This is a genomic window from Mesorhizobium sp. USDA 4775, from assembly GCF_054062655.1.
This window is the reverse complement of sequence record NZ_JBSSFM010000001.1, coordinates 6,233,035-6,258,340: the sequence shown is the minus strand read 5'-3', so window position 1 is coordinate 6,258,340 and position 25,306 is coordinate 6,233,035. Positions and strand designations below refer to the sequence as shown.

Annotated in this window: 24 protein-coding genes; 14 read left to right on the top strand and 10 right to left on the bottom strand. The window is 63.6% G+C overall.

All coding sequences use genetic code 11. The features are described 5' to 3' along the window. Nucleotides 1-24 precede the first annotated feature (24 nt). The 3 genes from ACVILI_RS30700 (at nucleotide 25) to ACVILI_RS30690 (ending at nucleotide 2,185) form a co-directional block, all read left to right on the top strand. Nucleotides 25-255, top strand: a complete 231-nt coding sequence (locus tag ACVILI_RS30700; RefSeq protein WP_027047386.1) for a hypothetical protein — start codon at nucleotides 25-27, stop codon at nucleotides 253-255. Nucleotides 256-333: 78 nt separating this feature from the next. Further along, nucleotides 334-1,119, top strand: a complete 786-nt coding sequence (locus ACVILI_RS30695) for a ThuA domain-containing protein (protein WP_019861121.1) — start codon at nucleotides 334-336, stop codon at nucleotides 1,117-1,119. A gap of 16 nt (nucleotides 1,120-1,135) precedes the next feature. Next, on the top strand, nucleotides 1,136-2,185 hold the full coding sequence (locus tag ACVILI_RS30690; RefSeq protein ID WP_019861120.1) for a Gfo/Idh/MocA family protein: 1,050 nt from the start codon (nucleotides 1,136-1,138) through the stop codon (nucleotides 2,183-2,185). A 42-nt stretch (nucleotides 2,186-2,227) separates the two neighbouring features. Here ACVILI_RS30690 and ACVILI_RS30685 read toward each other — a convergent pair whose 3' ends face one another. Next, nucleotides 2,228-3,076, bottom strand: coding sequence for an SDR family oxidoreductase (locus ACVILI_RS30685; protein WP_019861119.1), 849 nt, complete (start codon nucleotides 3,074-3,076; stop codon nucleotides 2,228-2,230). Between the two features lie 103 nt (nucleotides 3,077-3,179). Between ACVILI_RS30685 and ACVILI_RS30680 the strand changes: the two genes are divergently transcribed. Beyond that, a complete protein-coding gene (locus tag ACVILI_RS30680) occupies nucleotides 3,180-4,094 on the top strand; it encodes an AraC family transcriptional regulator (RefSeq protein WP_051726866.1) in 915 nt (304 codons plus the stop codon). 48 nt (nucleotides 4,095-4,142) lie between these two features. Here ACVILI_RS30680 and ACVILI_RS30675 read toward each other — a convergent pair whose 3' ends face one another. The 6 genes from ACVILI_RS30675 to ACVILI_RS30650 form a co-directional block, all read right to left on the bottom strand. After that, a complete protein-coding gene (locus ACVILI_RS30675; protein WP_038649518.1) occupies nucleotides 4,143-4,391 on the bottom strand; it encodes a DUF680 domain-containing protein in 249 nt (82 codons plus the stop codon). A gap of 179 nt (nucleotides 4,392-4,570) precedes the next feature. Beyond that, nucleotides 4,571-5,215 (bottom strand): TetR/AcrR family transcriptional regulator, encoded by a 645-nt coding sequence (locus ACVILI_RS30670; protein ID WP_019861116.1) that lies wholly within the window; start codon nucleotides 5,213-5,215, stop codon nucleotides 4,571-4,573. Between the two features lie 103 nt (nucleotides 5,216-5,318). Beyond that, on the bottom strand, nucleotides 5,319-6,095 hold the full coding sequence (locus ACVILI_RS30665) for an SDR family NAD(P)-dependent oxidoreductase (RefSeq protein WP_457102749.1): 777 nt from the start codon (nucleotides 6,093-6,095) through the stop codon (nucleotides 5,319-5,321). An 11-nt stretch (nucleotides 6,096-6,106) separates the two neighbouring features. Next, complete coding sequence (locus ACVILI_RS30660) at nucleotides 6,107-7,141, bottom strand: phosphotransferase (protein ID WP_038649515.1); 1,035 nt, start codon at nucleotides 7,139-7,141, stop codon at nucleotides 6,107-6,109. Beyond that, on the bottom strand, nucleotides 7,138-7,623 hold the full coding sequence (locus ACVILI_RS30655) for a MaoC family dehydratase (RefSeq protein ID WP_019861112.1): 486 nt from the start codon (nucleotides 7,621-7,623) through the stop codon (nucleotides 7,138-7,140). The genes ACVILI_RS30660 and ACVILI_RS30655 overlap by 4 nt, the downstream gene beginning before the upstream one ends. A gap of 39 nt (nucleotides 7,624-7,662) precedes the next feature. After that, nucleotides 7,663-8,478 carry an SDR family oxidoreductase gene (locus tag ACVILI_RS30650; protein WP_038649512.1) on the bottom strand — a complete coding sequence of 272 codons (816 nt, stop codon included), beginning with the start codon at nucleotides 8,476-8,478 and terminating at the stop codon, nucleotides 7,663-7,665. A gap of 114 nt (nucleotides 8,479-8,592) precedes the next feature. On the opposite strand from ACVILI_RS30650, the gene ACVILI_RS30645 reads away from it, so the two are divergent. From ACVILI_RS30645 to ACVILI_RS30620, 6 genes are all read left to right on the top strand, one after another. Further along, nucleotides 8,593-9,834, top strand: coding sequence for an acyl-CoA dehydrogenase family protein (locus ACVILI_RS30645; RefSeq protein ID WP_240564533.1), 1,242 nt, complete (start codon nucleotides 8,593-8,595; stop codon nucleotides 9,832-9,834). Nucleotides 9,835-9,886: 52 nt separating this feature from the next. Continuing rightward, the gene (locus ACVILI_RS30640; RefSeq protein ID WP_038649506.1) at nucleotides 9,887-10,924 is read left to right on the top strand and encodes a zinc-binding dehydrogenase; all 1,038 of its coding nucleotides are present in this window, start codon (nucleotides 9,887-9,889) and stop codon (nucleotides 10,922-10,924) included. A 218-nt stretch (nucleotides 10,925-11,142) separates the two neighbouring features. Beyond that, nucleotides 11,143-12,309 (top strand): glycosyltransferase family 87 protein, encoded by a 1,167-nt coding sequence (locus ACVILI_RS30635; protein ID WP_038649503.1) that lies wholly within the window; start codon nucleotides 11,143-11,145, stop codon nucleotides 12,307-12,309. Then, nucleotides 12,302-13,282 carry a glycosyltransferase family 2 protein gene (locus ACVILI_RS30630; protein ID WP_064980832.1) on the top strand — a complete coding sequence of 327 codons (981 nt, stop codon included), beginning with the start codon at nucleotides 12,302-12,304 and terminating at the stop codon, nucleotides 13,280-13,282. The genes ACVILI_RS30635 and ACVILI_RS30630 overlap by 8 nt, the downstream gene beginning before the upstream one ends. Continuing rightward, the gene (locus ACVILI_RS30625; RefSeq protein ID WP_038649500.1) at nucleotides 13,279-14,097 is read left to right on the top strand and encodes a ChbG/HpnK family deacetylase; all 819 of its coding nucleotides are present in this window, start codon (nucleotides 13,279-13,281) and stop codon (nucleotides 14,095-14,097) included. Before ACVILI_RS30630 ends, ACVILI_RS30625 begins: the two co-directional genes overlap by 4 nt. Next, nucleotides 14,094-14,504 (top strand): GtrA family protein, encoded by a 411-nt coding sequence (locus ACVILI_RS30620; RefSeq protein WP_038649497.1) that lies wholly within the window; start codon nucleotides 14,094-14,096, stop codon nucleotides 14,502-14,504. Before ACVILI_RS30625 ends, ACVILI_RS30620 begins: the two co-directional genes overlap by 4 nt. A gap of 3 nt (nucleotides 14,505-14,507) precedes the next feature. On the opposite strand, the gene ACVILI_RS30615 is transcribed toward ACVILI_RS30620, so the two are convergent. The 3 genes from ACVILI_RS30615 to ACVILI_RS30605 all read right to left on the bottom strand — a co-directional run bounded on the left by ACVILI_RS30615 (nucleotide 14,508) and on the right by ACVILI_RS30605 (nucleotide 19,826). After that, nucleotides 14,508-17,639, bottom strand: a complete 3,132-nt coding sequence (locus ACVILI_RS30615) for an efflux RND transporter permease subunit (RefSeq protein WP_457102724.1) — start codon at nucleotides 17,637-17,639, stop codon at nucleotides 14,508-14,510. Continuing rightward, entirely contained in the window at nucleotides 17,636-18,796 is a 1,161-nt protein-coding gene (locus ACVILI_RS30610; protein ID WP_038649492.1) for an efflux RND transporter periplasmic adaptor subunit, read from the bottom strand. The genes ACVILI_RS30615 and ACVILI_RS30610 overlap by 4 nt, the downstream gene beginning before the upstream one ends. 202 nt (nucleotides 18,797-18,998) lie before the next feature. After that, on the bottom strand, nucleotides 18,999-19,826 hold the full coding sequence (locus ACVILI_RS30605) for a MurR/RpiR family transcriptional regulator (RefSeq protein WP_020629035.1): 828 nt from the start codon (nucleotides 19,824-19,826) through the stop codon (nucleotides 18,999-19,001). Between the two features lie 136 nt (nucleotides 19,827-19,962). On the opposite strand from ACVILI_RS30605, the gene ACVILI_RS30600 reads away from it, so the two are divergent. The 4 genes from ACVILI_RS30600 to ACVILI_RS30585 all read left to right on the top strand — a co-directional run bounded on the left by ACVILI_RS30600 (nucleotide 19,963) and on the right by ACVILI_RS30585 (nucleotide 25,289). Continuing rightward, entirely contained in the window at nucleotides 19,963-20,781 is an 819-nt protein-coding gene (locus ACVILI_RS30600) for an N-formylglutamate amidohydrolase (RefSeq protein ID WP_038649489.1), read from the top strand. Nucleotides 20,782-20,802: 21 nt separating this feature from the next. Beyond that, the gene (locus ACVILI_RS30595) at nucleotides 20,803-22,359 is read left to right on the top strand and encodes an amino acid permease (RefSeq protein ID WP_019861096.1); all 1,557 of its coding nucleotides are present in this window, start codon (nucleotides 20,803-20,805) and stop codon (nucleotides 22,357-22,359) included. An 86-nt stretch (nucleotides 22,360-22,445) separates the two neighbouring features. Next, nucleotides 22,446-23,816 (top strand): glutamine synthetase family protein, encoded by a 1,371-nt coding sequence (locus tag ACVILI_RS30590; protein ID WP_038649486.1) that lies wholly within the window; start codon nucleotides 22,446-22,448, stop codon nucleotides 23,814-23,816. An 84-nt stretch (nucleotides 23,817-23,900) separates the two neighbouring features. Further along, a complete protein-coding gene (locus ACVILI_RS30585) occupies nucleotides 23,901-25,289 on the top strand; it encodes an aldehyde dehydrogenase family protein (protein ID WP_038649483.1) in 1,389 nt (462 codons plus the stop codon). Nucleotides 25,290-25,306 lie beyond the last annotated feature (17 nt).

The window sequence follows — 25,306 nt, the reverse complement described above, 5'->3', positions numbered from 1 at the left end:
CAACAGGTCGAGGGAGAAGTGTCGATGCCGTCGAAGTCCGTGCCGAGGTTGCCACTCAAGAAGACGTCGGCCGTCCGCTCGCTTGAGCACGAGCAACACGAAGCGTCAAGCGCGGAAGAGGAGCTCGAGGAGGGCCTCGAGGACACGTTCCCGGCCAGCGATCCGGTGTCCATCACCAGTTCGGCGATCCCCGGCGCGCCCGCCAAGCCGGGCAAGGCCAAGACCGTTCCTGGTCGAAAATCCCGCAAGCCCTGATTTTCCGCAATTTTGGCCGAAGGCATCTTTCCAAGGTATCGCCAGATGGGATATTCAAAGCGCTTTGGAGGAGGAAAAATGCCGATAAAAGCTGTTGTCTGGGGCGAGAACGTCCATGAACAGACCAATGCCGCCGTCCGCGACCTCTATCCCTTGACCATGCATGGCACGATCGCCGCGGCACTCAACCAGGACAAGGGCATCGAGGCGACGACCGCCACCTTGCAGGAACCCGAGCACGGGCTGAGCGAGAAGCGCCTGGCCGCCACCGACGTGCTTTTGTGGTGGGGCCATGCCGCGCATGGCGAGGTCAAGGACGAGATCGTCGAGCGCGTGCAGAAGCGGATCTGGGAAGGCATGGGGCTGATCGTGCTGCATTCCGGCCATTACTCGAAGATATTCAAGCGGCTGATGGGCACGCCCTGTTCGCTGAAATGGCGCGAGGCGGGTGAGCGCGAGCGGGTCTGGGCGATCAACCGCGGCCACCCGATCGCGCAAGGCATCGGCGAATGCCTGGAGATCGGCGAGACGGAAATGTATGGCGAGCCCTTCGCCGTGCCGGAGCCGCTGGAGACGGTGTTCGTCTCCTGGTACGAGGGCGGCGAGGTGTTCCGTTCCGGGCTGACCTACCAGCGTGGCGCGGGCCGCATCTTCTATTTCTCGCCCGGCCACGAGACCTATCCGATCTATCACAATGAGGGCGTGCAGCAGGTGCTGCGCAATGCCGTGCACTGGGCGCACAATCCGGCGCCCGCATGGTCCGGCATCACCAATGCGCCGAACGTGCCGACGGACAAGGCCAAGGAGAAGATCGTGCAGAAGGGCCTGCGCCTGCATGCCGATGGCGACAAGGGTTTGAGTTGATGGGGGACCTGATCTGATGCATCGCCTGCTCTTGCTCGGCACCGGCTGGATCGCCGGACATCATGTCGAAGAGTTCGCAAAGGTTCCTGGCTGCAGCATTGTCGCCTGTGTCGATCAGCTGCCTGGCCGCGCGGCGGCGTTTGCCGCTGCCAACGAGATCGGCGCTTCTTTCGAGAGCCTTGAAGCGGCGATCGCCTGGGGCGATTTCGACGCCGCCATCAACGCCACTCCGGACGGTGTGCATAAGGCGACGACGCTGGCGCTGCTTGCCGCGGGAAAACATGTCTTTTGCGAAAAGCCGCTCGCGCCGAACCATGCCGATGCGCTTGCCATGACCGAAGCGGCCGAGGCCGCCGGCCTCGTCAACATGGTCAATCTCACCTACCGCAATTCACCGGCGATCCAGGAAGCACGGCGTCTGGTGTTGGCGGGCGCGATCGGCGAATTGCGCCATGTCGAGGCGAGCTACAAGCAGAGCTGGCTGGTCAGCAAATCCTGGGGCGACTGGCGCCTCGAGGACAAATGGCTGTGGCGGCTGTCGACCCGGCACGGGTCGACCGGGGTTCTGGGCGATGTCGGCATCCACATCCTGGACTTCGCCACCTATGGCGCGGCCCAGGATATTGTCAGCCTGCACGCCGATCTGGTGACGTTTCCGAAGGCCGAGGGCAACCGGATCGGCGACTATGTGCTGGACGCCAATGACAGCGTGGCGATGACGGCACGGCTGGCATCCGGCGCACTGGCGACGATCATGGCGAGCCGCTACACGACCGGCCATGGCAATGACCTGTCGCTGGCGCTGCATGGCACCAAGGGAGCGCTCAAGGTCGAGACCGATGGCAAGGCAGCGCGGCTGTCGGCGTGCCTGGGAGAGGACGTCGATGTTCAGCTCTGGCGCGAGCTGGCCCTGCCGGATGTCAAGCGCAACGCCCGGCGGTTTGTCGACGCGCTGGATGCCGGGCAGAATGGTGCCCCGTCCTTCCGGCGCGCCGCCGACATGCAGAAGTTGATCGACGCCGCCTTTGAGAGTTCGGCGAGCAGGCTGCCGATCTCGGTCGGCTGACATCCGGCCATCACAGCGGTTGGCAGCCTTGGCGCAAAGCGATCAGCCAGGATTGCCGTCGCGCCAGGCGGTCTGCCCCATCAACCGGTTCATGGTCGACAGATACTCGTCTTCCGAGGTCGACCAACGCAACCTCGCCATTTCCTCGGTGTCCGGACCGGCGAGATAGCGCAGGCGGTTTGATGGATCGGTCGCCGCCGCATGGATTGTCGCAACGACCTGTTCTTCATCCGCATCCGGGAGCGGGTAGTTCATCATCGACCGCATCATGTGGTCGAAGTAGGGCTTGTATTTTGCCGGCACGGAAACGGCCTGTGACGCCTCCATGGTGTTGGCGGTGAAACTGGTGGTGCGCATGGCGCCGGGTTCGACCAGCTTGACCAGGATGTTCTGCGATTCAAGTTCGTAGGACAGCGATTCCGACAGGCCTTCGACGGCATGCTTGGTCGCGGTGTACAGCGCCAGCAGTGGTACGGCCGCCAGCCCGACGCCGGAGGTGATGTTGACGATCGTGCCGCCGCCATGATCACGCAGATGCGGGATGACGGCCTGCATGACATTCATCACCCCGAAAACATTGGTCTCGAAAATGCCGCGGATCGTCGCCTTCGCGGTCGCCTCGAAGATCGAAACGACGCTGATGCCGGCATTGTTGACGACGGTGTCGATATGCCCAAATCGCGCGATCCCGGCGGCAATGGCGCTCTCTATGCTGGCTGGGTTGGTGACGTCGAGAGGCAAGACAAGCATTTGCTCGGGATAGCCGGCGGCGAGGCTCTGGTCCGGCTTGCGCATCGTGGCGATGACGTTCCAGCCTTGGGCCGCGAAGTGCCTCGCCGTGGTCTTGCCCAGTCCGGAGGAACAGCCGGTGATGAGGACGGTCTTGGTCATTCACATAACTCCTTGAGGTTATGCGGGTGATCTAGGTAAAACGTTTGGGCTGATCTATAATGGAAAATGCCAGTTAAATTACGGATCGTCTCATTTGGACCCCTTGACCGATATCATCGCCCTGTTGCGCCCAAGGACGCTGCTGCTTGGCAATCTCGCAGCAACCGGTGAGTGGGGCATCCGCTCGCCATACCAGACCGACCCCACCTTCTATCTGGTGACCGAAGGTGAATGCTGGTTCGAGCCAGACTATGCCGAGGCGGTGCGGCTGTGCGCGGGGGATTACCTCCTGGCCGCGCAGCCGTCTTCGGTGTGCTTCGTCAGCCACCCCGGCGCCAAGCTCGTCCTGTCCGACACCGAGTTCAAGCAACGCAATACGGTCAACAATGAGCTCAGGGTCGGCACACTAGCGGAAGGCCCGACGACGCGCATCCTTGGCGGCCTGATCCTGTGCGACCCGGCCAATGCCGATCTGCTGTTCGGTCTGCTGCCACGCTTCACCCATATACGGGCGGCGGAGGAAGTCGGGGAAAGGCTGGGAAACCTGATGCGCATCATCGTCGATGAGACAAACGCTGCACGGCCGGCCAGGGACATGGTGCTGTCGAGGCTGATCGAGGTGATGCTGATCGAAACGCTGCGGCGGGATGGCGCTCGGCGCGCGTTACAGCCTCAGGGACTGCTTGGCGGCCTTGCGGATCCGAAGCTGGCGAGGGCGCTCGCCCACATCCATGCGGATGTCGGCAGAGCGTGGACGGTCGCCGAACTCGCCAGAAGTGCCGGTATGTCACGCTCGCGCTTTGCGCGGCGGTTCACCGATATCGTCGGGGCGGCACCGGTCGAATATCTGCTGGCGTGGCGCATGGCGCTGGCCAAGGATGCCTTGCTGCATAGCCACAAACCGCTCAGCCAGATCGCCGCCGATGTTGGCTATCAATCGGCTAGTGCCTTCAGCACCGCCTTCAGCGGCAAGGTTGGCTGCGCACCAACTCAATATCAGGCGCAGAACCTGGGGTAGCTATCTCGTCCATGCCCGGGGAACCCCCGGGCGGGTATGCGGTCGATCTTAGAACGCGCTTGGCAGGATCCAGGGATTGATGCTGATGCCAAGGCGCGGGCCCTTGCCTTCAGCGATATTTTCCGCGGTACCCTTCTTCTCGACCGAGCCGGTCGAGGCGCAATCCAGCTTCACATTGGTCTTGGTGTCGACGCAGGTCGCGGCCGGCAGGTGCTTGACCGGCTGGGTGGTGCCGGCGGCGAAGGCCGAACCGGAAAGTGCCACCACGGCGGCGAGGGCGAGGAGTGTCTTTTTCATCGTCAGTCTCCGTTTTCGACGGGTGAATTTCTTCCGTACATGTACGGTGCTACGTACAAATACGACTGCCGATCGCGAAGTTCAAGTCAAGATCGTACGCGTACGATAAATTTTTTGTTAACCAAGAATTTGCCCTCGGTTTGGTCCGAAAGGGTGGCTGGAAACGAAGGAGATGTCGTTCAGCAGTTGACCAGTGTATCGGTCAATGGCGGTACGTTCTGGGTGCTCAGTGCGGCCAGTTGGAAATCGCACATGCGTTTCACGAATGCCTGCGGGTCGCCGAAGGGGTAGAAGGGAAAGGTGATCAGCAGCGAGATCGTGCCGTGGCCGACCGCCCACAACATGGTGGCGATGGCGCGCGGATCGCCTTGCAATTTTCCGGCGGCGACGCAGGCTTCGACCCGCGTGATCAGCACCTTCATAGCCGGGTTGGCCTCGTGCATTTCTTGAAAACTCCGACCTTCCGGCGGTCTGGTCTTTTCGGTCATGAAAACGGTGCGGTATTCATTGGGATTGCCGAGGCCGAAGGCGGCATATTCGGTCATCACCGCCTGCAAGGCCTCGACCGGATCGTCGGACGGATGCTCCTCGATACGGCGGGCAAGCGTTTCGAAAGCGTCCTCGGCCAACGCGAACAGAATGTCCTGCTTGTCGGCGAAATAGGAATAGACCGACATCGGCGCGTAGCCGACCCGCTTGGCCAGTTTGCGGATGGTCAGGCCCTCATAGCCTTCTTCCTGAACGAGCTTGTGCGCGGCCGCGACCAGTTCGGAACGCAGTTCGGCCTTCTGTTTCTCGCGGCGTTTCTGCACGCTCAGCGGCAAATCCGGTGCCTTTCGGTCGTGTCTGGGGTTGGTTGTATCTGGCTAAATTATATACGCTGTACGGAAACGGACAAGGGCACGGGAAGTTCCCAGACGGCATGGCTCAGATGGCGCCGACGCCGCCGTCTATGGCCAGCGCATGGCCGGTCATGAAGGAGTTGGCCGGGTCGGCGGCGAACAGGATGGCGGTGGTGATTTCATCGACTTCCGCCACGCGTTTCATCGGCACGCCGCGTGTCAGTTCGGCCAGCGCCTCTACCTCCGGCATACCGGAGGCGCGCACGAAACTGTCCACCATTGCCGTCCTGGTGCGGGCCGGGCAGATGGCGTTGATGCGCACACCCTTGGTCGCATATTCGGCGGCCGCCGATTTGGTCAGCCCGACGATGCCATGCTTGGCGGCGGCATAGACCGAGAGTTTCGGCGCGCCGACCAGTCCGGCAACCGAGGCGATGTTGACGATGGCGCCGCCCCTGGCTGTCGCCTTGAACTGCCGCTCCATCTGCGGGATCTGGTGCTTCATGGCATAGAAGACGCCAAGCAGGTCGATCTCAAGCACACGGCGGGCCTCGTCCGACGGAACCTGCGGCAGGCGCACGAAACTCTGGACGATGCCGGCATTGTTGACGGCGACATCCAGCCTGCCGAATCTTTCGACCGCCAGCCGGACCAGATCCTCGGACAGTTTTTCGTCGGCCACGTTACCGGCCAGGATCGCCGTCTCTGTGGGCAAGGTTGCGGCGAGATCTGCGAGCGCCTTCTCGTCGATGTCCGACAGCACCAGCCGCGCGCCCTCGGTGGCAAAGCCTTTCGCGGCACCCTGGCCGAGGCCGCCGGCGGCACCTGTGATCAGCACCGTTGCTCCGTCAAAGCGGCCCATAATTGCTCCCGTCATGTCTGCTTGTCGATCAGTCTGGCGGCGAGATGCGACAGCAGCTTCACCGCCTCGCCATAGGTCCTGGCCTTTTCGGGATTGGAGGCATTGCCGTCCAGCGCGCGCTTGTAGACACCCTGGCAGATCGCCGCCAACCGGAAGAAGGAGAAGGCGAGGAAGAAGGTCCAGTTGCCGATGCCGCCGAGCCCGCGCCGCCGGCAATAGGCAGCGATATAGTCTTCCTCGGAAGGCAGGCCGAGCGCGGCGCGGTCGACGCCGCCGAGGCCGCGAAAGCCGGAAGCATGCGGCAGGCGCCATTGCATGCATTGATAGGCGATATCGGCAAAGGGGTGGCCAAGCGTCGACAGTTCCCAGTCGAGCACCGCGATGACCCTTGGCCGGTCCGGCGCGAAGATCAGATTGTCCAGCCGGTAGTCGCCATGCACCAGCGATACCAGGCCGTCATCCGCGGGCAGGTGCGTTTCCAGCCAGGCGATCAGTCGGTCCATGTCGGCAATTATGCCGGTTTCGGAGGCGCGGTACTGGCTGGTCCAGCGTGCCAGCTGCCGTTCGAAATAATTGCCCGGCCGGCCGAAATCGGAAAGACCCACCGCGTCGACATCGACATCGTGCAGGGCCGCGAGCGTGCCGTTCATGGCGTCGTAGATGGCGGCGCGTTCATCGTTGTCACGTGCCTCGGGCAATGCCGGATCCCAGAAGATACGGCCGTCGAGGAAATCCATGACATAGAACATGCGGCCGATCGGCGAGTCCTCGGCCGACAGATGCAGCATTTCGGGCACTGGCACGGCGGTGCCGGCAAGCGCCTTCATCACGCGGAATTCGCGGTCGACCTGATGCGCCGACTTCAGCAACTGCCCCGGCGGCTTGGCGCGCAGCACATAGCGGCCGCTGGCCGCCGTGATGAGATAGGTCGGGTTGGACTGGCCGGATTTGAATTTTTCGATTGAAGCAAACCCGGAAAAGCCGGGGATTTCCGCCTTGAGGTAAGGCGCAAGCGCTGCCTGGTCGAGCGCGTTGGGGTCGTTCATGCGGTCTCGGGCTGGCGTTCGATCAGCGTTAGCGTCAGCCAGCGGGCGGTCAGAGCCGGTTTCTTCGAGCCCTCGATCTCGATCGTCACGTCGTGCGCCGTCTGCACCCAGCCCGAGGGTCTCACCTTGACATCGGCCAGCACGAAGCGGGTGCGGATGCGCGCGCCGGTCTTCACCGGCGCCAGGAAGCGCAGCGAATCGAAGCCGTGATTGACGCCCATCTTGCCGTTTTCCAGCGGCGGCATGGTCTCGAAGGTCATTGCCGACAGCAGCGACAGCGACAGGAAACCATGCGCGATGGTGCCGCCGAAGGGCGTCTCGCGCTTGGCCCGCTCGGGATCGCAATGGATGAACTGGTGATCGTCGGTGGCGTCGGCGAACTGGTCGATCATCCGCTGCGTCACCACCCGCCACGGCGAAACGCCAACCTCCTTGCCGACACTGGCCAGAAGCACATCGAGACTGATCGGTTCCACGCTCATGTCCTCCAGTTCACCTCCGGCTTCTATGGCCGGAAAATGTCATTCCTTGAACAAGGTCAATCCATGCTGCACCGACTGCCCGCCGTCGATCGGCAGGATGGCGCCGGTGACATAGCTGCCTGCACGGCTGCACAAATAGAGCGTTGCGCCGGCAATGTCATCCGGTGCGCCGATACGGCCGATCGGAACATGGCCGCCGACATGTCTGGCCTGCTCATCGGTACCGGTGGCAAAGGCCGTCATGCGGCTTTGGAAAGGGCCGGGGGCAAAGGCGTTGACGGTGATGCGGCGGGCGGCGAATTCGAGTGCGAGCGTACGCGTCAGATGATGCACCGCGGCTTTGGACGCCGTGTAGGAATAAGCGTCGTCGGCCAATGGCTGCGTCCCCATCACCGAACCCAGGTTGATCACCCGGGCCGGATCGGCGTCGCTGGCGGCGGCTTCGAGCAGAGGCAGCAATTCGCGGGTCAGGTGGAAGACGGCGGTGACATTGACGCCGAACACCTTGGCCCATGCCGAATAGGGAAAACTCTCCAGCGGCGCGCCCCAGGAAACGCCGGCATTGTTGATCAGGATATCGAGTTTGGCGGTCCGCGCCTTGACCTCGGCGACGAGTGCGGCGATGCCGGCCTCGCTGGAGACGTCGCCGGCGAAGCCCTCGGCCCGGCCGGGGGCGCCGAGCCCGTTCAACGCATTGGCGACCTGGATGCAATCCTCGCCCTTACGCGAAGCGATCATGACGCTGGCACCGGCCTTGACCAGCGCTGTCGCCGCCATGCGGCCGATACCGGTCGCCGCGCCCGTCACCAGCGCGGTCTTGCCGGCCACCGAAAACAGCTCGTCGAGATAGGCCATTCCAGTCCTCCACGCTTTGCCCTGGGCAAACAGTTCGCGTTGACAAGGCTATCCGAAGTACGGTCATCCTTGCCACGGGTAAATTGCCGGGCCTCTATGAAGGGTTAGCGACCGATGACGGAGATGAATCTTGGCATGACCGAGCGGCTGAAGCCGATCCACGCGCGCGTCGCGGCCATGGTGCGCGACGAGATCATGCCGCTCGACAAGGAATACTTGGGCGAGGTGGGCAAGGCGGGCGACCGCTGGGTCTACAGCCCACGCCAGAGCGAAATCCTCGAAGGATTGAAGAAGACCGCCAGGGAGCGCGGTCTGTGGAATTTCTGGCTGACAGGCTCGGAACGCGGCTACGGCCTGTCCACCGTCGAATACGCTTATCTGGCGGAGGAGATGGGCAAGGCGCATCTCGGCGCCGAAACCTTCAATTGCTCGGCGCCGGACACCGGCAATATGGAGGTGCTGGAGCGCTACGGCTCGGCCGACCACAAGAAGGTGTGGCTCGAGCCGCTTTTGGATGGAAAAATCCGCTCGGCCTATCTGATGACCGAGCCTGATGTCGCCTCGTCCGACGCCACCAACATTTCGATGCGCTGCGAGAGGCAGGGCGACGATTATGTGCTCAACGGCGAGAAATGGTGGGCCTCGGGCGCCGGCGACCCGCGCTGCGCTATCTACATCGTCATGGTGCGGACCGGCGGCGACGACGAGCCTCAGCACCGCCGCCATTCGATGATCCTGGTGCCTTCCGACACAAAGGGCGCGACCAAGGTCCGCGCCATGCAGGTCTATGGCGACGACGACGCGCCGCATGGCCATATGCACCTGCGCTTCGACAATGTCAGGGTGCCGGCAGCGAACCTGATCCTCGGCGAGGGCAGGGGGTTCGAGATCGCGCAAGGGCGGCTCGGTCCCGGCCGCATCCATCACTGCATGCGTGCCATAGGCCAGGCCGAGATGGCGCTGGAGATGCTGTGCCAGCGCTCCGTGCGCCGCGAGGCCTTCGGCCAGAAGCTGGCGAAACTCGGCGCTAATTTCGACATCATCGCCGAATGCCGCATGGAGATCGAGATGGCCCGGCTGCTCTGCCTCAAGGCGGCTTGGATGATCGACCAGGGCGATGCGCGCGCCGCTGCGCCCTGGATCAGCCAGATCAAGGTCATCGCGCCGCGCGTCGCGCTGAGGATCACCGACGAGGCGGTACAGATGTTCGGCGCCCAAGGCATCAGCCAGGACACGCCGCTGGCGCGGTCGTGGACGCATCTGAGGACATTGCGCCTTGCCGACGGCCCTGACGCCGTGCATCGCCGGCAGGTGGCGCGGTCGGAGCTGAAAAAGTACACGCAGGAGAAGCTGTGAGCAGCAGCCGCTAGACCATGAGGGTTCTGTCAACAACCAAGGAGTGTCGCCGATGACCATTCCCTCCGAAATGAACGCGTTGCTCCTGGTCGGCGACGGCTACACCAAGACGCCAAGCGGCAGTGCGCTCGAGGCGATGGAGCCCTATCTCGTGCCGGGCCGCATCGCGGTGCCGGTGCCCGGACCGAGCCAGGTGCTGATCAAGGTCAGCCTGGCCTCGATCAACCCATCCGATGTCGCCTTCATCAAGGGTCAGTACGGCCAGCCGCGCGCCAAAGGCCGGCCGGCCGGCTTCGAGGGTGTCGGCACGATCGTCGCCGGCGGTGACGAGCCCTATGCCAAGAGCCTCGTCGGCAAGCGCGTCGCCTTCGCCACCGGCCTCAGCAACTGGGGCTCGTGGGCTGAATATGCCGTCGCCGAGGCGACAGCCTGCATTCCGCTGCTCGATACGGTGCGCGACGAGGACGGCGCGGCGATGATCGTCAATCCGATTACCGCCATCGCCATGTTCGACATCGTCAAGCAGGACGGCGAAAAGGCCTTCGTCATGACCGCCGGCGCCAGTCAGCTTTGCAAGCTGATCATCGGCCTGGCCAAGGAGGAAGGGTACCGGCCTATCGTCACCGTGCGCCGCGATGAGCAGATCGCGCTGCTGAAGGAGATCGGCGCTGCCCATGTGCTCAACGAGAAGGCGCCGGATTTCGAGGTCACGCTGCGCGAGGTGATGAAGGCGGAGCAACCGCGCATCTTCCTCGATGCGGTCACCGGGCCGCTGGCCTCGGCCATTTTCAATGCGATGCCGAAACGGGCGCGCTGGATCATCTATGGCCGGCTCGACCCTGACGCCACCATCATCCGCGAGCCCGGCCAACTGATCTTCCAACACAAGCATATCGAGGGTTTCTGGCTGAGCGAATGGATGCGGCAATCTAGGGAGCGGCGCGGTCCGGCGATCCTTGAAGCGCAGAAGCGCTTTTCCGACGGGCGCTGGTCGACCGACGTGACGGCCGTCGTGCCGCTCGCCGAGGCGATCCCGCGGGTGCCGGCGGAACTGGCCAAGCCCAACGGCAAGGTTTTCATCCGGCCTTGATGCTATTCGAAGCCACGCCGGAAGCCCGAATACGAGGCTTTCGGCGCGTCTTTCCTGTTAGGACGCCCGCACATCCGGCCATCCGCAGCGGCCCGCCGAGATCACAACCGCGCTCTTCAGCCCCCTATGCCTCGCCGCTTTGTCCGTGATATGCCGCCGCCATCGAATGCCGGGACGGTGCTGGACTGAGCCTGTTCCGGGTGTTGTGGGGTGTCTTGATGACGATATCCAAGCCGGTTTTCGACCGTTTGGGATTTGGCCTGTGGATCGGGGCGTTCCTGATCGTCCTTGTCCTGGTCTTGTGGTCTCCCCACACGCGGACGGTCTGGCAAGCCTACATAGACGGCAGCGAGGCGTTGCTGGCCCGACAGCCGCTCTACAATATTCAGTCCGAGATGGGATATCTATACGCGCCGGCCTTTGCGGCGCTCTACGTTCCGTTGGTGAAACTCGGTCCGCATCTGGGCGGCCTGGTATGGCATACTATCGGCTTCGCGGTGCTGACCTTTGCCGCGATACGGCAGGTGCGCAAGCTCGGCGGCGGGGAATTGCCGTGGCTGCTTTCCTTTGGGCTGTTCCTCGCCCTGCCGATGGCTTTGGCGGCGATCCGCAACGGCCAGGCGACGATCCTTTTGACTGGCGCCTGCTGGCTTCTCACCTTGTCGGCGCTCGAAGGACGGCGGGCCGAAACCTTCTTCTGGGCCTCGGTCGCTATCATCGCCAAGCCGACCGCGATCATCATGCTTTTGTTGGTCGGCGCCCTGCGCCTGCGGCTGATACCGGTGCTGGTGCTGGCGGTGCTGTTCGTGCTCGCCTTGCCCTATGCGTTCGCACCCGCTAGCTATCTCAACGACCAGTATCGTGTTTTTGGCGGGATGCTGACCTCGATGGCCGTCGACAACACCAGCCACTTTATTCCCACCGATTTCACGGCCCCCTTCACCAAAATCGGGCTCCCCATGCCGGAATCCGGCGCAACCATCGTGCGCATGGTCATGGCCCTGTTCACGCTTTCATTCGTCATCTGGTTCGATCGCAAGCTTGAACGCGGGACGGCTGGTCTCGCCATCTTCCTGACGGCGACATTTTACATGTGCGTCTTCAACCCGCGCGTCGAGCCCAACACCTATGCCATGATCGCCGTGCCTGCCGGTCTCGCTATTGCCTTGTTGTGGCGGGAGGAACGAGGCGGTGTCCTGGCTTCGGTGCTGTCCGTGATGCTGTTCCTGACAGGATTGACCGGAGTCGAGCGCCATATCCAAGATTTAACGTACCCTTGGTTCCGGCCGATTGCGGTCACCGTTATCGCTGGCTTCCTGATCTGGTGGTTCTGGGCCAAGACGGGAGGCAAGGTCATGAATGAAAGGCCTGTCGCAAATGGCTGAGTCGCGGCCCGTTCTCGATATTGTCGCGCCGTTCTTGAACGAGGCGCAGTCCGCATCGGCCTTTGCCGCATTGCTTGACAAGCTCGAAGCCGAGGTGTCGCAGCGCTTCGGCATGGAAGTCCACAAGATCCTCGTGGATGATGGCAGCAGCGACAATGGCGCCGAGCGGTTTTCACAGGCGCTGTCGGGTTCCTGGGAGATCGTGCGGCTCAGTCGCAATTTCGGCAAGGAGGTCGCGGTGCTCGCCGGTCTCGACCAGTCGCGCGGCGACATGGCGCTGGTCATGGACGCCGACCTCCAGCATTCCATGGACACCAGCCTGAAGATGATCGCCGAACTGGTGGAAAATCCCGATATCGATGTCGTCTACGCACAGAACGACCGCCGCGAAGCCAGTTGGCGGCGCAGCCAGCTGGCGAAGCTGTTCTACAGCCTGATCAACAGCAGCCAGCGGTTCGACATCCCAGAAAATGCCGGCGACTTCCGCGTCATGCGCGGCGCCGTAGTGCGCGCGCTGACCAGCCTGCGTGACAAAAGGCGCTTCAACAAGGGCCTGTTCGCCTGGGCCGGCTTCCGCCAGAAAGCCATAGCCTATTCACCGGAGAACCGTGTCACCGGCAAGTCGAAATGGAGCCGGCTCAACCTGATCGCGTTCTCGCTGGAAGGGTTTACGTCCTTCTCCGTCATCCCGCTGCGCATCATCAGCCTGAGCGGGATGCTGGCGGCGTTGGCGGGCATCTTCTACGGAGCCAAGGTGTTCTTCGAGGTGCTGTTCTACGGCATCGCCGTTCCCGGCTATCCCAGCCTCATGGTCGCCGTCGTCCTCCTCGGCGGCCTCAATCTCACCTTGCTTGGCCTGATCGGTGAATATGTCTGGGTCACGCTTTCGGAAAGCAAGGATCGGCCTGTCTATATCGTGCGCGACGTCGTGCGCGGCGTTTCGGACAGGCCGCCAGGCGCATCCGGCGCATGACGCGGCGCATTCGCCTGATCGCCGACGATTACGGCCTGGCGCCCGGGGTTTCCGCTGGAATTCTCGACTTGCTCGATCGCGGCCGCCTGACCGGCACAAGCTGCATGACCGGCTTTCCGGAATGGCCCGATGCGGCGGAGCGTATCAAGCCGCTATGCGGCCGCGCGGCGGTGGGGCTGCACCTGACCCTCACCGACCAGCCGGCCGTCACCGGCCGGTCGAGCCTGGCGCCGCAAGGCCGGCTGCCGCCGCTGCGTTCGCTGGCACTGCCGGTCCTGCGCGGCAGCATTGACGAGCGGGATGTCCGTGCCGAGCTCGACGCGCAGTACAGCCGCTTCGTCAAGGCGCTTGGCCGCCGACCTGACTTCATCGACGGGCACCAGCACGTGCATTTCCTGCCTGTCGTGCGCACATGGCTGCGGGCGCATTTTTCCGAAGCCGGCGGCCAGCCGGCGCTGCGTGGCGCTCCGGCGTTGGGCGATGCCGTCGTCGCGCCGAAGGTCGCGGCAATTGCCGCCGTGGCCGCCGGCTTCAACCGCTCTATGGCGCGCGTCGGCTTCACTCTTTTCGAGCCGCTCGCCGGCATCTATGACTGGCGGCAGCCCGAACGGTTCGCGCCGGTTCTGCAGGCCGCAGTCGAGACACTGCCGGAACGAGGCCTGTTCATGTGCCATCCCGGCCATGTCGACGACACGCTGCGGGCGCGCGACCCGATGCAAGGCGTGCGCGAGGTGGAATATGCGGTGCTGGCCTCCGACGCGTTTGGTGCAAGCCTCGCCCGCGCCGGCGTCGAGATCATGGACGGCAAGGGATGAGCGGCGCCGACCAGCCTCGCCGTTCGACCGGCAGCAAGATCGTGCGCTTCGCCATAGTCGGGCTGGCGAACACGGCCATCGACCTCGCTGGCTTTTTCCTGCTGCTCAAGCTGCATGTTGCGCCGCTGCCGGCCAACGTCATCTCATGGTTGATCGCCGTCATCTTCTCTTTCGTGGCGAATGGCTTCTGGTCGTTCGAGCGCAACCAGGCCATCCGGCTGCATGACGCCTTCCTGCGTTTCGTCTCGCTTGGGGCGTTGATTTCGCTCGGCGTCTCCAGCCTGTCGATCGCGCTGTTCGCCGGTATTGCCGGCGTGTGGCCGGCGAAGATCGGCGGTGTCATCGTGGCGGCGGTGCTGAACTTCCTTGCCGCGCGCTGGTCGATCGAAGGCCGGTTGCTGAAATAGCAGCTACTGCGCCGGCTCCACACTGACATAGGCGGCTTCCTCGAGCTCACGCTTGAGGCGTGTTTCCTCATGGGTCTTCGGGGTGACGAAGCGGCCAAGCAGGAGATAGGCGACCGGTGTCAGGAACAATGTCGAGACGGTGGCCAGCCCCAATCCGCCGACGATGACCCAGCCGAGCGCCACACGTGCCTCGGCACCCGCGCCCGCCGCCAGCACCAGCGGCACGCCGCCAAGGATGGTGCAGATCATCGTCATCATCACCGGCCGCAGGCGGATAGTCGAGGCCTGCTCGATCGCCTCGCGCACGCCGAGCCCGCGATCACGCAGCTGGTTGGCGAACTCGACGATGAGGATACCGTTCTTGGCCATCACGCCGACCAGCAGCACCAGGCCGATCTGGCTGTAGGCGTTGAGGCTGGTGCCCGACAGCAGCAAGGCGAAGATGGCGCAGGCCAGCCCAAGCGGCACCGTCGCCATGATGATGACGGCGCTGACGAAGCTTTCGAACTGGGCGGCCAGCACCAGGAGGATAATGACCAGCGCGAAGCCGAAGATGGTGACCATGGCGCTGTTGGTTTCGCCCAGCGTGGCGGCTTCGGCCAGCGGCAGGATGCGGCTGCCCGGCGGCAAGAGCGGGGTGGCGATCTCCTCGGCGCGGCTCAGCGCGTCGCCAAGCGCGAAATTACCCGAGAGGTTGGAGGTGATGGCAACCGATGGCTGCTGCTGTTCGCGCGACAGCGATGGCGGCACGGCGCGCTCGGTCAGCGTGGCTATGGTCGACATCGGCACGAAGCGGCCGTCTCCCGTCTTCAGGAAGACGTTTTCCAGATCGGTCGGATCGTTGATGGGATTGGTGGTCGAGACCAGTTTTACGCCATAGCTGCGGTCGGCGATGTAGACGTCGACGACATCGTTGCCGTCGAGCATGGCCTGCATGGTGTTGGCGAGCCCCGTGATGTCGATGCCGAGGTCGGAGGCGCGCTCGCGGTCGATGGCGACGGCCAGCTGCGGCTGCGTCGGGTCGATCGACAGGCGCGGCGTCTGGAAGCGCGGGTCCTTCTGCATCTCGGCGATGATCTTCACCGCCGCGTCGCCGAGCGCCTTGCGGTCGTTGCCGACCAGCGCGAATTGCAGGCCGTTGCCGGCGCCACGGATGCCGAGGCTGTTGGGCTGCACCGGGAAGATGCGCACACTCGGCACCTGCTTGGTGAGCTGGCTGATCTCGGCCATGATCTCCTGCTGGCTGCGGCTGCGCTCGTTCCAGGGCGCCAGCGTCATCACCATGAAGCCGGAATTGTAGGAGCCGTTCTGGCCGGCATTCTCGAAGGTCGAGCGGATCTCGCCGGATTCGCGCATCGGCTGGATCAGCTTCTCGATCTTCTGCATCTGCTGCGTCGTATAGTCGAGGCTGACGCCCTGCGGCGCATTGATGCGCAACAGCACGGCCGCGCGGTCCTCGGTCGGCGTCAGTTCCTGGCGGATGGTGCCGAACAGGGTGAAGGCGGTGCCGGCAAACAGCACCGCGACCAGAACCACGATCCAGGGCGCATCGAGGCAAGCGTGCAGGGCGCGCTTGTACGCGGTATTCAGGACGCCGCCGATACGGGCGCCGATGCCGTGGCCGCCCTCGTGGTGAAGCGAGGCGCCGGTCAGCATACGCGAGGCGAGCATCGGGCAAAGCGTCAGCGCCACCACGCAGGACAGCAGCACCGACATGGCAAGCACGAAGCCGAATTCGCGGAACAGGCCGCCGGTCTGGCCGGGCAGGAAGGAGATCGGCACGAAGACGGCGACCAGCGTCAGCGTCGTGGCGACGACGGCGAAGAACACTTCCTGCGCGCCGAGCACGGCGGCCGCACGCGGCCCCATGCCTTCGTTGCGCCGTCGCACGATGTTTTCAAGCACCACGATGGCGTCGTCGACGACAAGGCCCGTCGCCAGCACCATGGCAAGCAGCGTCAGGATGTTGACGGAGAAGCCGGCCAGATAGATGGCGGCGATGGTGCCGATCATGGCGACCGGCATCGACAGGCCCGGGATCAGCGTGGCGCGCCAGTCGAGCAGGAAGATGTAGATGACGATCAGCACCATGGTCACCGACAGGCCGAGCGCGATCTCGACCTCGTGGACCGCGCCCTTGACGAAGACGGCGTCGTCGCTGGTGATCTTGATCGCCATGCCCTCGGGCAGGTTTTCCTGCAGTTTGGCGACGGCGGCCTGAACGCCGGTCGAAATATCAAGCGTGTTGGATTCCGCCTGGCGGATGATGCCGATGCCGATGCCGGTCTTGCCATCGGAGCGCAGCGTGGTCTGGCCGACATCGGGACCGAGCGTGACGGTGGCGACGTCGCGTATGCGCGTCGTGCCGCCGATGATGATGTTTTCGAACTCCTCGGGCGTGGTCACGTCGGCCGTGGTGCGGACGATCAAGTCCTGGTTGGTCGTGGTGATCGACCCGGCAGGGGAATCGAAGGCGACCGAGGCCAGGGCTGTCCTGAGGTCGGCCACGGTGAAGCCGAGGCTGGCGAGCTTGTTCTGGTCGACGTCGATGCGGAAGATCTTGTCGCGGTCGCCATAGACCTGAACGTCGGCGACGCCGGGCACGGCTGCCAGTTCGTCCTCGATCTGGTCCTGCACCACCACGGTCATGTCCTGGACCGACATGTTGTCGGACGTCACAGCCAGCCGCATCACCGCATCGGAATTGGCATCGGCCTTGACGATGCGCGGCGGATCGGCGGTGTCCGGTATCTGGTTGGCGACGCGGCCGACGGCATCGCGCACGTCGGAGGCCGCGACGTTGAGGTCGACGCCGTCGTTGAACTCGATGGTGACGCGGCTCTGGCCGAAGGAGGAGGAAGACGAGATCGACTTGACGCCGGAGACGCGTGCCACCGCACCTTCGATCGTGTCGGTCAGCTCGCGGTCGACGGTTTCGGCCGCGGCGCCCTGGAACGTGGTGGAAACGGTGACCACGGCGCGGTCGACGTCCGGAAGTTCGCGGATCTCGACGCCGTAGAAGGCGGCGAGGCCGGCAACCGCGATGAGGACGTTGAGCACGAAGGCCATGACCGGCCTGCGGATGAACAGCGCGGTGAAGCCGGTATCGCTGGCGGCATTGACGGATCCGGTCATGAGCCTTCGGCGGTGTTGGCGGCGCGCTGCTCCTGGCCGGCGATGCGGACCTCGCCGCCCTCGCTGACGCTCTGCGTGCCTTCGGTGACCACCATGTCGCCGCTGTCGATCTCGGCATCGATCAGCACGGTCTCGGTGTTGCGCTGGATGATGCGCACCGGCACGCGCTTGGCCTTGCCGTCCTCGATCTGCCAGACATAGGCGCCGTCCGAGCCCCACAGGATCGCCAGCGGGCTGACGGCGGGATAGGTCTCGCCGGGGAATTTCATGGTGATGGAGAACGACATGCCGGCGCGCAGCGAATCGGCGGGATTGGCGATCTTGGCCTTGACCAGCAGCGTGCGGCTCTTCTCGTCGATGTGGTTGTCGATGGCCGACACCGTGCCGGTATAGGAGCTGCTCGGATTGGCGATCGGCGTCGCCGTTAGTTGCGCGCCGACCTTGACGGCGGCGGCAAAGCGCTCGGGCACCTGGAAATCAACCAGGATCGAGGAGCGGTCATCGAGCGTGGCGATGGCCGACTGGTTTGTCACATAGTTGCCGGCGGAGATCGGCAGGATGCCGACAGTGCCTGATATCGGTGCCAGGATCGACCGGCGCTGCAGCGCAAGCTCGGCGTCCTGCAGCGCCAGCTTGGCGCCCGCCAGAACCACCTCTGCATCGGCCACCGCTACCGGCGTCGCGGCATTGGAGGCGCGCAGCGATTTGACGCGGTCGAGCTTGGACTGCGCATCCTGCAAAGCGAGCTTGGCCCGGTTCTGCGCGATGATTTCGGTCTCGAAATCGAGCGTCGCAATGATCTGTCCCTTGTCGACATGGCTGCCGGATTCGACCAGCAATTCGGCAAGGCGGCCGGAACTGTAGGGATTGACGGTCACGGAAGCGTTGGCGCGGCCAGTGCCGATCGCCTGGAGGCGGTCGTTGATGACAGCCGAGGCGGCCGGCGATGCAACGATGGTGGCAATCCGGGCGCCGTTGCGCGCCGCCTGACGGGAGCCAGCCGCCGCCGTGTCCTTGGCAGGAGGTGTGGCGCCATAGGCCCAGTCGATGCCCCAGCGCGCCAGCACTTGCGGAGCGCCGGGGTAGAAGCGCGCCCACGCCGCCGTGGCTGCGACCACGATCACAAACGCAAGGACAATCTGTTTCCAGCTCGGCATCGACACTCCAGCGGCAAGAATCGCCCGCCGGTTCCAGGTGGAAGCGGATGCAGCGACGATACGGGCTGGCGGCGAAAACCGGCCACGCCACATCCCGGTATCACCGGTTTATGGCAATTATCACGCAATCGTGCACATTAAATCTCGGTAACGTGAATTCGAGATGCCCGCCTAGCGCGGATGCGATTGGCTGGTGACCTTGCTAGCGCAGGCCTTCCATTTCACGGATGCGCCGGGCGCCGTCGGCCTCGAGCTGTCTGGTGACGGCGCCGATCAGCGTTTCGACGACGACGAAGAGCGCGGCCGAGGAATCCCACGCGGACGGCACCGCGGTTCGTCCGGCGATGACATGGCGGGCAAACCGGGCGATCGGCGAAAGCCACTGGTCGGTGAACAGCACGATCTGGACGCCGCGCTGATGCGCCTTCTCGGCGAAACGGACGAGGCTGTCCTGGTAGCGCCGGATGTCGAAGATCACCAGTACGTCGCGCTTGCCCATGTCGATCAGCCGGTCGCGCCACATGCTCTCCTGGCCGGCGAGGTGAAAGACATCGGGCTGGATGACGGCAAGGTGGGCGGCCATGTAGCGCGCCAGCGGATCGGTGAAGCGGCCGCCGATGAGGAATGTCTTGCCACGCCGGTCGGCAAGCCGTGCCGCGATGTCCGTCAGCTGCTTGTCGGAGAGGTGGCGGAAGGTCTCGCGCATATTGTCGAGCGTCGCTTCCAGCATTGGCGAGACCGTGCCGCCGCCGGGCGAGGGCGGGTTGAGCGTTCGTATGGCCGGAGACTGCAGCTGCGCCGCCAATTCGTCCTGCAGGCTCGACTGGAACTCCGGATAGTTCTGGAAGCCGAGCCGGGCCACGAAGCGCAGGATCGTTGGCGAGGAGACGCCGGCCGCGGTCGAGAATTCGGCGACCGTCTTCAGGCCGATCATCGGATAGCTGGCGATCAGCGTCTGCGCCGCTCGCCGCTCGCCGGCCGGCATCGTGCCGATGCGGTCGGCGATCAGTTCGGCAATGCTGGAAATCATCTTTTCCCCCACCCCTTGGCTTGGCCCATGAGATCGCATTTGACAAAGCCGGGTAAACTGTATGAAATCATCCATAGGGACGCAATGAGGCAAAATACGTAACATACGATACAGCGCTCCCCGGGGACGGCAGACTATGGAGAAAGCACGGCCCGCCAGCCTTGCATCGTCCGATACCGTGAGGGTGACGAACCCGGGCGGATCGAGCCCTTTCGTGCTGACCTGCGACCACGCCTCCAATTTCCTGCCCGCCGAATTCGGCACGCTCGGCCTTGCCGCCGAAGACCTGTCCCGCCACATCGCCTGGGATCCAGGCGCGCTGCCGGTGGCAACGCGCATGGCGCAAGCGCTCGATGCGACGCTGGTCGAAACCCGCATTTCGCGCCTCGTCATCGACTGCAACCGGCCGCTCGACGCGCCGGACCTCGTGCCGCCGATCAGCGAGACGACATCCATACCGGGCAATGCCGGCCTGTCGGAAAAGCAGCGCGCGGAACGGATCGCCCTGTCATGGCAGCCGTTTCACGGCACCATCGAACGCATCGTCGAGGAACGGCTGGCGCGCGGCCAGGAGACCCGGCTGGTGTCCGTGCATTCTTTCACGCCGGTCTACAAGGGTCACGACCGGCCCTGGCATATCGGCATCATCCATGACGAGGATCGCCGGCTGGCGTCGCCGCTGATATCGGCGCTCAAGCGACTTGCCGGCATCACCGTCGGTGTCAACGAACCCTATTCGCCGGCCGATCGCGTCTATTTCACGCTGGAGCGGCATGCGCGCTCGCGCGGGTTGCCCTGCGCGATGATCGAAATCCGCAACGATGAAATCTCCGGTGAGACCGGGCAGCGGAAATGGGCGGATCTGCTCACAGGCATTTTTTCGGATCTGGAACCAGAGGAGGCCACGCGGCCCAGATCGCATTCAGTCAGAAAGTCAGTCCAATCGGCCAGCTGAGAAACAAACAGGGGACTTCCAATGGCAGCACCGGGTTATACAGACGTTGACAAGGCGGAGGACGTAAAGCACCTCCACAGCATGGGCTATGCCCAGGAACTGGAGCGGCGTCTCAGCCGCTTTTCGAATTTCGCGGTTTCCTTCTCGATCATCTGCATCCTGTCGGGCGGCATCAATTCGCTGGCGCAAGGCACGTCGGGCGCGGGCGGCATCGGCATCGGCATCGGCTGGCTGGTCGGCTGCTTCGTGTCACTGACCTTCGCTGTTGCCATGTCGCAGATCAGCTCGGCCTATCCGACGGCCGGCGGCCTCTATCACTGGGGTTCGATCCTCGGCAACCGCGGCACCGGCTGGGTGACGGCCTGGCTCAACCTGCTCGGCCTGATCACCGTGCTCGGCGCCATCAACGTCGGCACTTGGACGTTCTTCGTCGGCGCCTTCGGGCCGGCACTCGGCATCGAGGGCACGCTGACCAACCAGATGATCTTCCTGGTCGTGGTCACCGGCCTGCAGGCGCTGATCAATCATCTCGGCATCAAGCTGACGGCAAAGCTGACCGACTTCTCGGGTTATTTGATCTTCTTCGGCGCGATCCTGATCGCGGTGGTCTGCCTGATTTCGGCCGAACATTGGGATTTTAGCCGCCTGTTCACGTTCCACAACTACTCGGGTGACGCAGGCGGCGGTGTCTGGCCGTCGGTTTCGAATGCCTGGGTGTTCGCACTTGGCCTGTTGCTGCCGATCTATACGATCACCGGCTACGACGCTTCGGCACACACGTCCGAAGAAACCATCAAGGCGGCGTCTTCCGTGCCGCGCGCCATGGTGATGTCGGTCGTCTGGTCGGCGCTCTTCGGCTATCTGTTCCTGGTCGCTTTCGTGCTGATGATCCCGAACATGGACGACGCCGCCAAGCAGGGCTGGAACGTGTTCTTCTGGGCTTTCGACCAGCGCGTCAGCCCCGGCGTCAAGGAATTCGTCTATCTCGTCGTGTTCGTGTCGCAGTTGCTGTGCGGTCTGGCCACGGTGACGTCGGCATCGCGCATGATCTTCGCCTTCTCGCGTGACGGCGGCCTGCCCGGCTCGGCGGCACTCGCCAAGGTCAGCCCGACCTATCGCACGCCGGTGGCGGCGATCTGGACGGCGTCGATCCTGTCGGTGCTGTTCGTCTGGGGCTCGACGCTGGTTTCGGTCGCCGGTACCTCGGCCTACACCATCGTGGTGTCCTGCACCGTCATCTTCCTGTTCCTTTCCTTCACCGTGCCGATCGTGCTCGGCATGCTGGCCTGGGGCACGCCGAAGTGGGACAAGATGGGGCCGTGGAACATGGGGCGCGGCGTGTTCATGCTGTTTGCCTTCCTGTCGATCGTGTCGATGATCCTGATCTTCGTCATCGGTATCCAGCCGCCGAACGACTGGGCGCTCTACATCACCGTCGGCTTCTTCATCCTGACGGCGATCGTCTGGTTCGGCTTCGAGCGCAACCGCTTCCAGGGCCCGCCGCTCGGCGACATCATCGCGGCACGCCAGGCAGCGATCAAGGCAGCGGAACAGGCGGTCGGCGAAACCGGCCACTGACATCTCCCATCAAGGCCATGGCCGGCACGTGCCGGCCATGGTTTCATTTATCCCTTTCAATGACCAAGCGCTGGAGTGCCACAGGAATGGCCGGAAATTTCTCGTTCGATCAGTTGAAGAAGGCGGTCTCCAGCGGTGAGATCGACACGGTGCTGGCCTGCGTCGTCGACATGCAGGGGCGGCTGGCGGGAAAGCGGTTCCTGGCGCAGTACTTCGTCGATTCCGCGCATGACGAAACGCATGGCTGCAACTATCTGCTGGCCGCCGACATCGATATGGAGCCGGTGCCCGGCTACAAAGCGGCGAGCTGGTCCAAGGGCTATGGCGATTTCGTCATGAAGCCGGACCTGGCCACGCTGCGGCGCATTCCGTGGCTCGAAAAGACAGCACTTGTGGTCTGCGACGTGCTCGATCACCACACCCATGACGACCTGCCGCATTCGCCGCGCGCCATCCTGAAGAAGCAGGTCAAGCGGCTCTCCGAGCGCGGCTATATCGGCTATTTCGCTTCCGAACTCGAATTCTACCTGTTCAACGAGACCTATGATTCCGCCCGCAAGAAGCACTGGCAGGGCCTAGATACCGCCTCGCCCTATATCGGCGACTACCAGATCGGCATCACTACCAAGGAAGAAGGCGTCATGCGCCGGCTTCGCAACGAGATGGAAGCCGCCGGCATCCCGATCGAGAATTCCAAGGGCGAATGGGGCCCGGGCCAGGAAGAGATCAATGTGCGCTATGCCGAGGCGCTCGACATGGCCGACCGCCACGTCATCCTGAAGAACGGCGCCAAGGAAATCGCCGAGTCCGAAGGCAAGGCGATCTCCTTCATGTCCAAATACAATTACGGGCTCGCCGGCAACTCCAGCCACATCCACAATTCGCTGTGGAGCGCCGACGGCAAGACGCCATTGTTCTTCGACAAGAAGGCGGACTGGACGCTGTCGACGCTCGGCCAGCAATGGGCGGCGGGGCAGTTGAAATACGCCAAGGAGTTCACCTGGTTCCTGGCGCCCTACATCAATTCCTACAAGCGCTTCCAGGCCGGCACCTTCGCGCCGACCAAGATCATGTGGAGCGAGGACAACCGCACCGCCGGCTTCCGCCTGTGCGGCGAGGGCACCAAGGGCATCCGCATGGAATGCCGCATCGGCGGCGCCGACCTCAACCCCTATCTCGCCTTCGCGGCGCTGATCGCCGCCGGGCTCGCAGGCATCGACGAGAAGCTCGAACTGCAAAAGCCGTTCGTCGGCGATGCCTACCAGGCGTCTCGTCTGCCTGAGATTCCGAAGACGCTGCGCGACGCCACCGAGACGCTGGCCAAGTCGAAGATGCTGAAACAGGCGCTCGGCGAGGACGTGCTCGAGCATTATGTCCACACCGCCAAATGGGAGCAGTTCGAATACGACCGCCGCATTACGGATTGGGAACTGCACAGGGGGTTTGAGCGGTACTAAGCAGTGTCGGCGCCGCCCCCTGGCCATCGCAGGATGGCGGGCGGCGTCAAAACCAAGATTTCATGAAGTGCGAGGACTGAAGGAATGACCGAAACGGTCAAGTTGAAATCCCCCATCGATGGCTCGATCTACGCCGAGCGGCCCGTGGCAACGGACCAGGCGGTCAATGCCGCGGTCGAGCGCGCCAAGGCGGCGCAGGAGAAGTGGGCGCAGGTACCGATCGTCGAGCGCGGCAAGTACATGCTGGCGATGCTCGAAGCGCTGGTGGCGATGACCGACGAGATCGTGCCGGAGATCGCCTGGCAGATGGGACGGCCGGTGCGCTATGGCGGCGAGTTCGGCGGCGTCAAGGAACGTACCAATTACATGGTCGAGATCGCCGAACAGGCGCTGAAATCCGTGCCGGCCTCAAACCCGAAGGATGGGTTTCGCCGCTATGTGAAGAAGGATGCGCTCGGCGTCGTCATGGTGATCGCGCCGTGGAATTATCCTTACCTGACCGCCGTCAACACCATCGTGCCGGCGCTGATGGCCGGCAACGCCGTCATCCTCAAGCACGCGGCGCAGACGCTGCTCGTCGGCGAGCGTTTTCAACAGGCCTTCGACAAAGCGGGCCTGCCAAAGGGCGTGTTCCAGAATGTCGTGCTCAACCATGCGCAGACCGAAAAGCTGCTCGGTTCCGGCAAGATCGACCATGTGAACTTTACCGGTTCGGTTGGCGGGGGCCGCGCCATCGAAAAGGCGGCGGCAGGCACTTTCATGACGCTCGGCCTCGAGCTTGGCGGCAAGGACCCGGCCTATGTGCTGCCCGACGCCAAGATGGACCATGCGGTTGCCAATCTGGTCGACGGTGCCTTCTACAATTCCGGCCAGTGCTGTTGCGGCATCGAACGCGTCTATGTGCACGAGAAGGTCTATGACGAATTCGTCGAAGGCTTCATCGCCGAGACGAAGAACTATGTCGTCGGTAATCCGCTGGAACAGGCAACGACGATGGGGCCGATGGCGCAGGCGCGCTTTGCCGACCTGATCCGCGAGCAAAAGGCCGAAGCGCTGCGCAAGGGCGCCAAGGCGCACATCAACATGAAGGTGGCTGACGACAAGGCCGGTTCGCCCTATCTCGCGCCGGAAGTGCTGACCGAAGTCGACCACCAGATGAGCGTCATGCGCGAGGAAAGCTTTGGCCCGATCGTCGGCATCATGAAGGTGCGCAATGACGAGGAGGCGATCGCGCTGATGAACGACAGCGCCTATGGGTTGACCGCCTCGATCTGGACCCGCGATACCGAACACGCGGTGGCGATCGGCAACCGCGTCGAAACCGGCACGGTGTTCATGAACCGCTGCGACTATCTCGATCCGGCGCTGGTCTGGACCGGCGTCAAGGACACCGGCAAGGGCGCGGGACTGTCGGCCATCGGCTATGACAATCTGACCCGGCCGAAATCCTTCCACCTGCGCGAAGCCATCTGATTTATCGAAAGACAAAA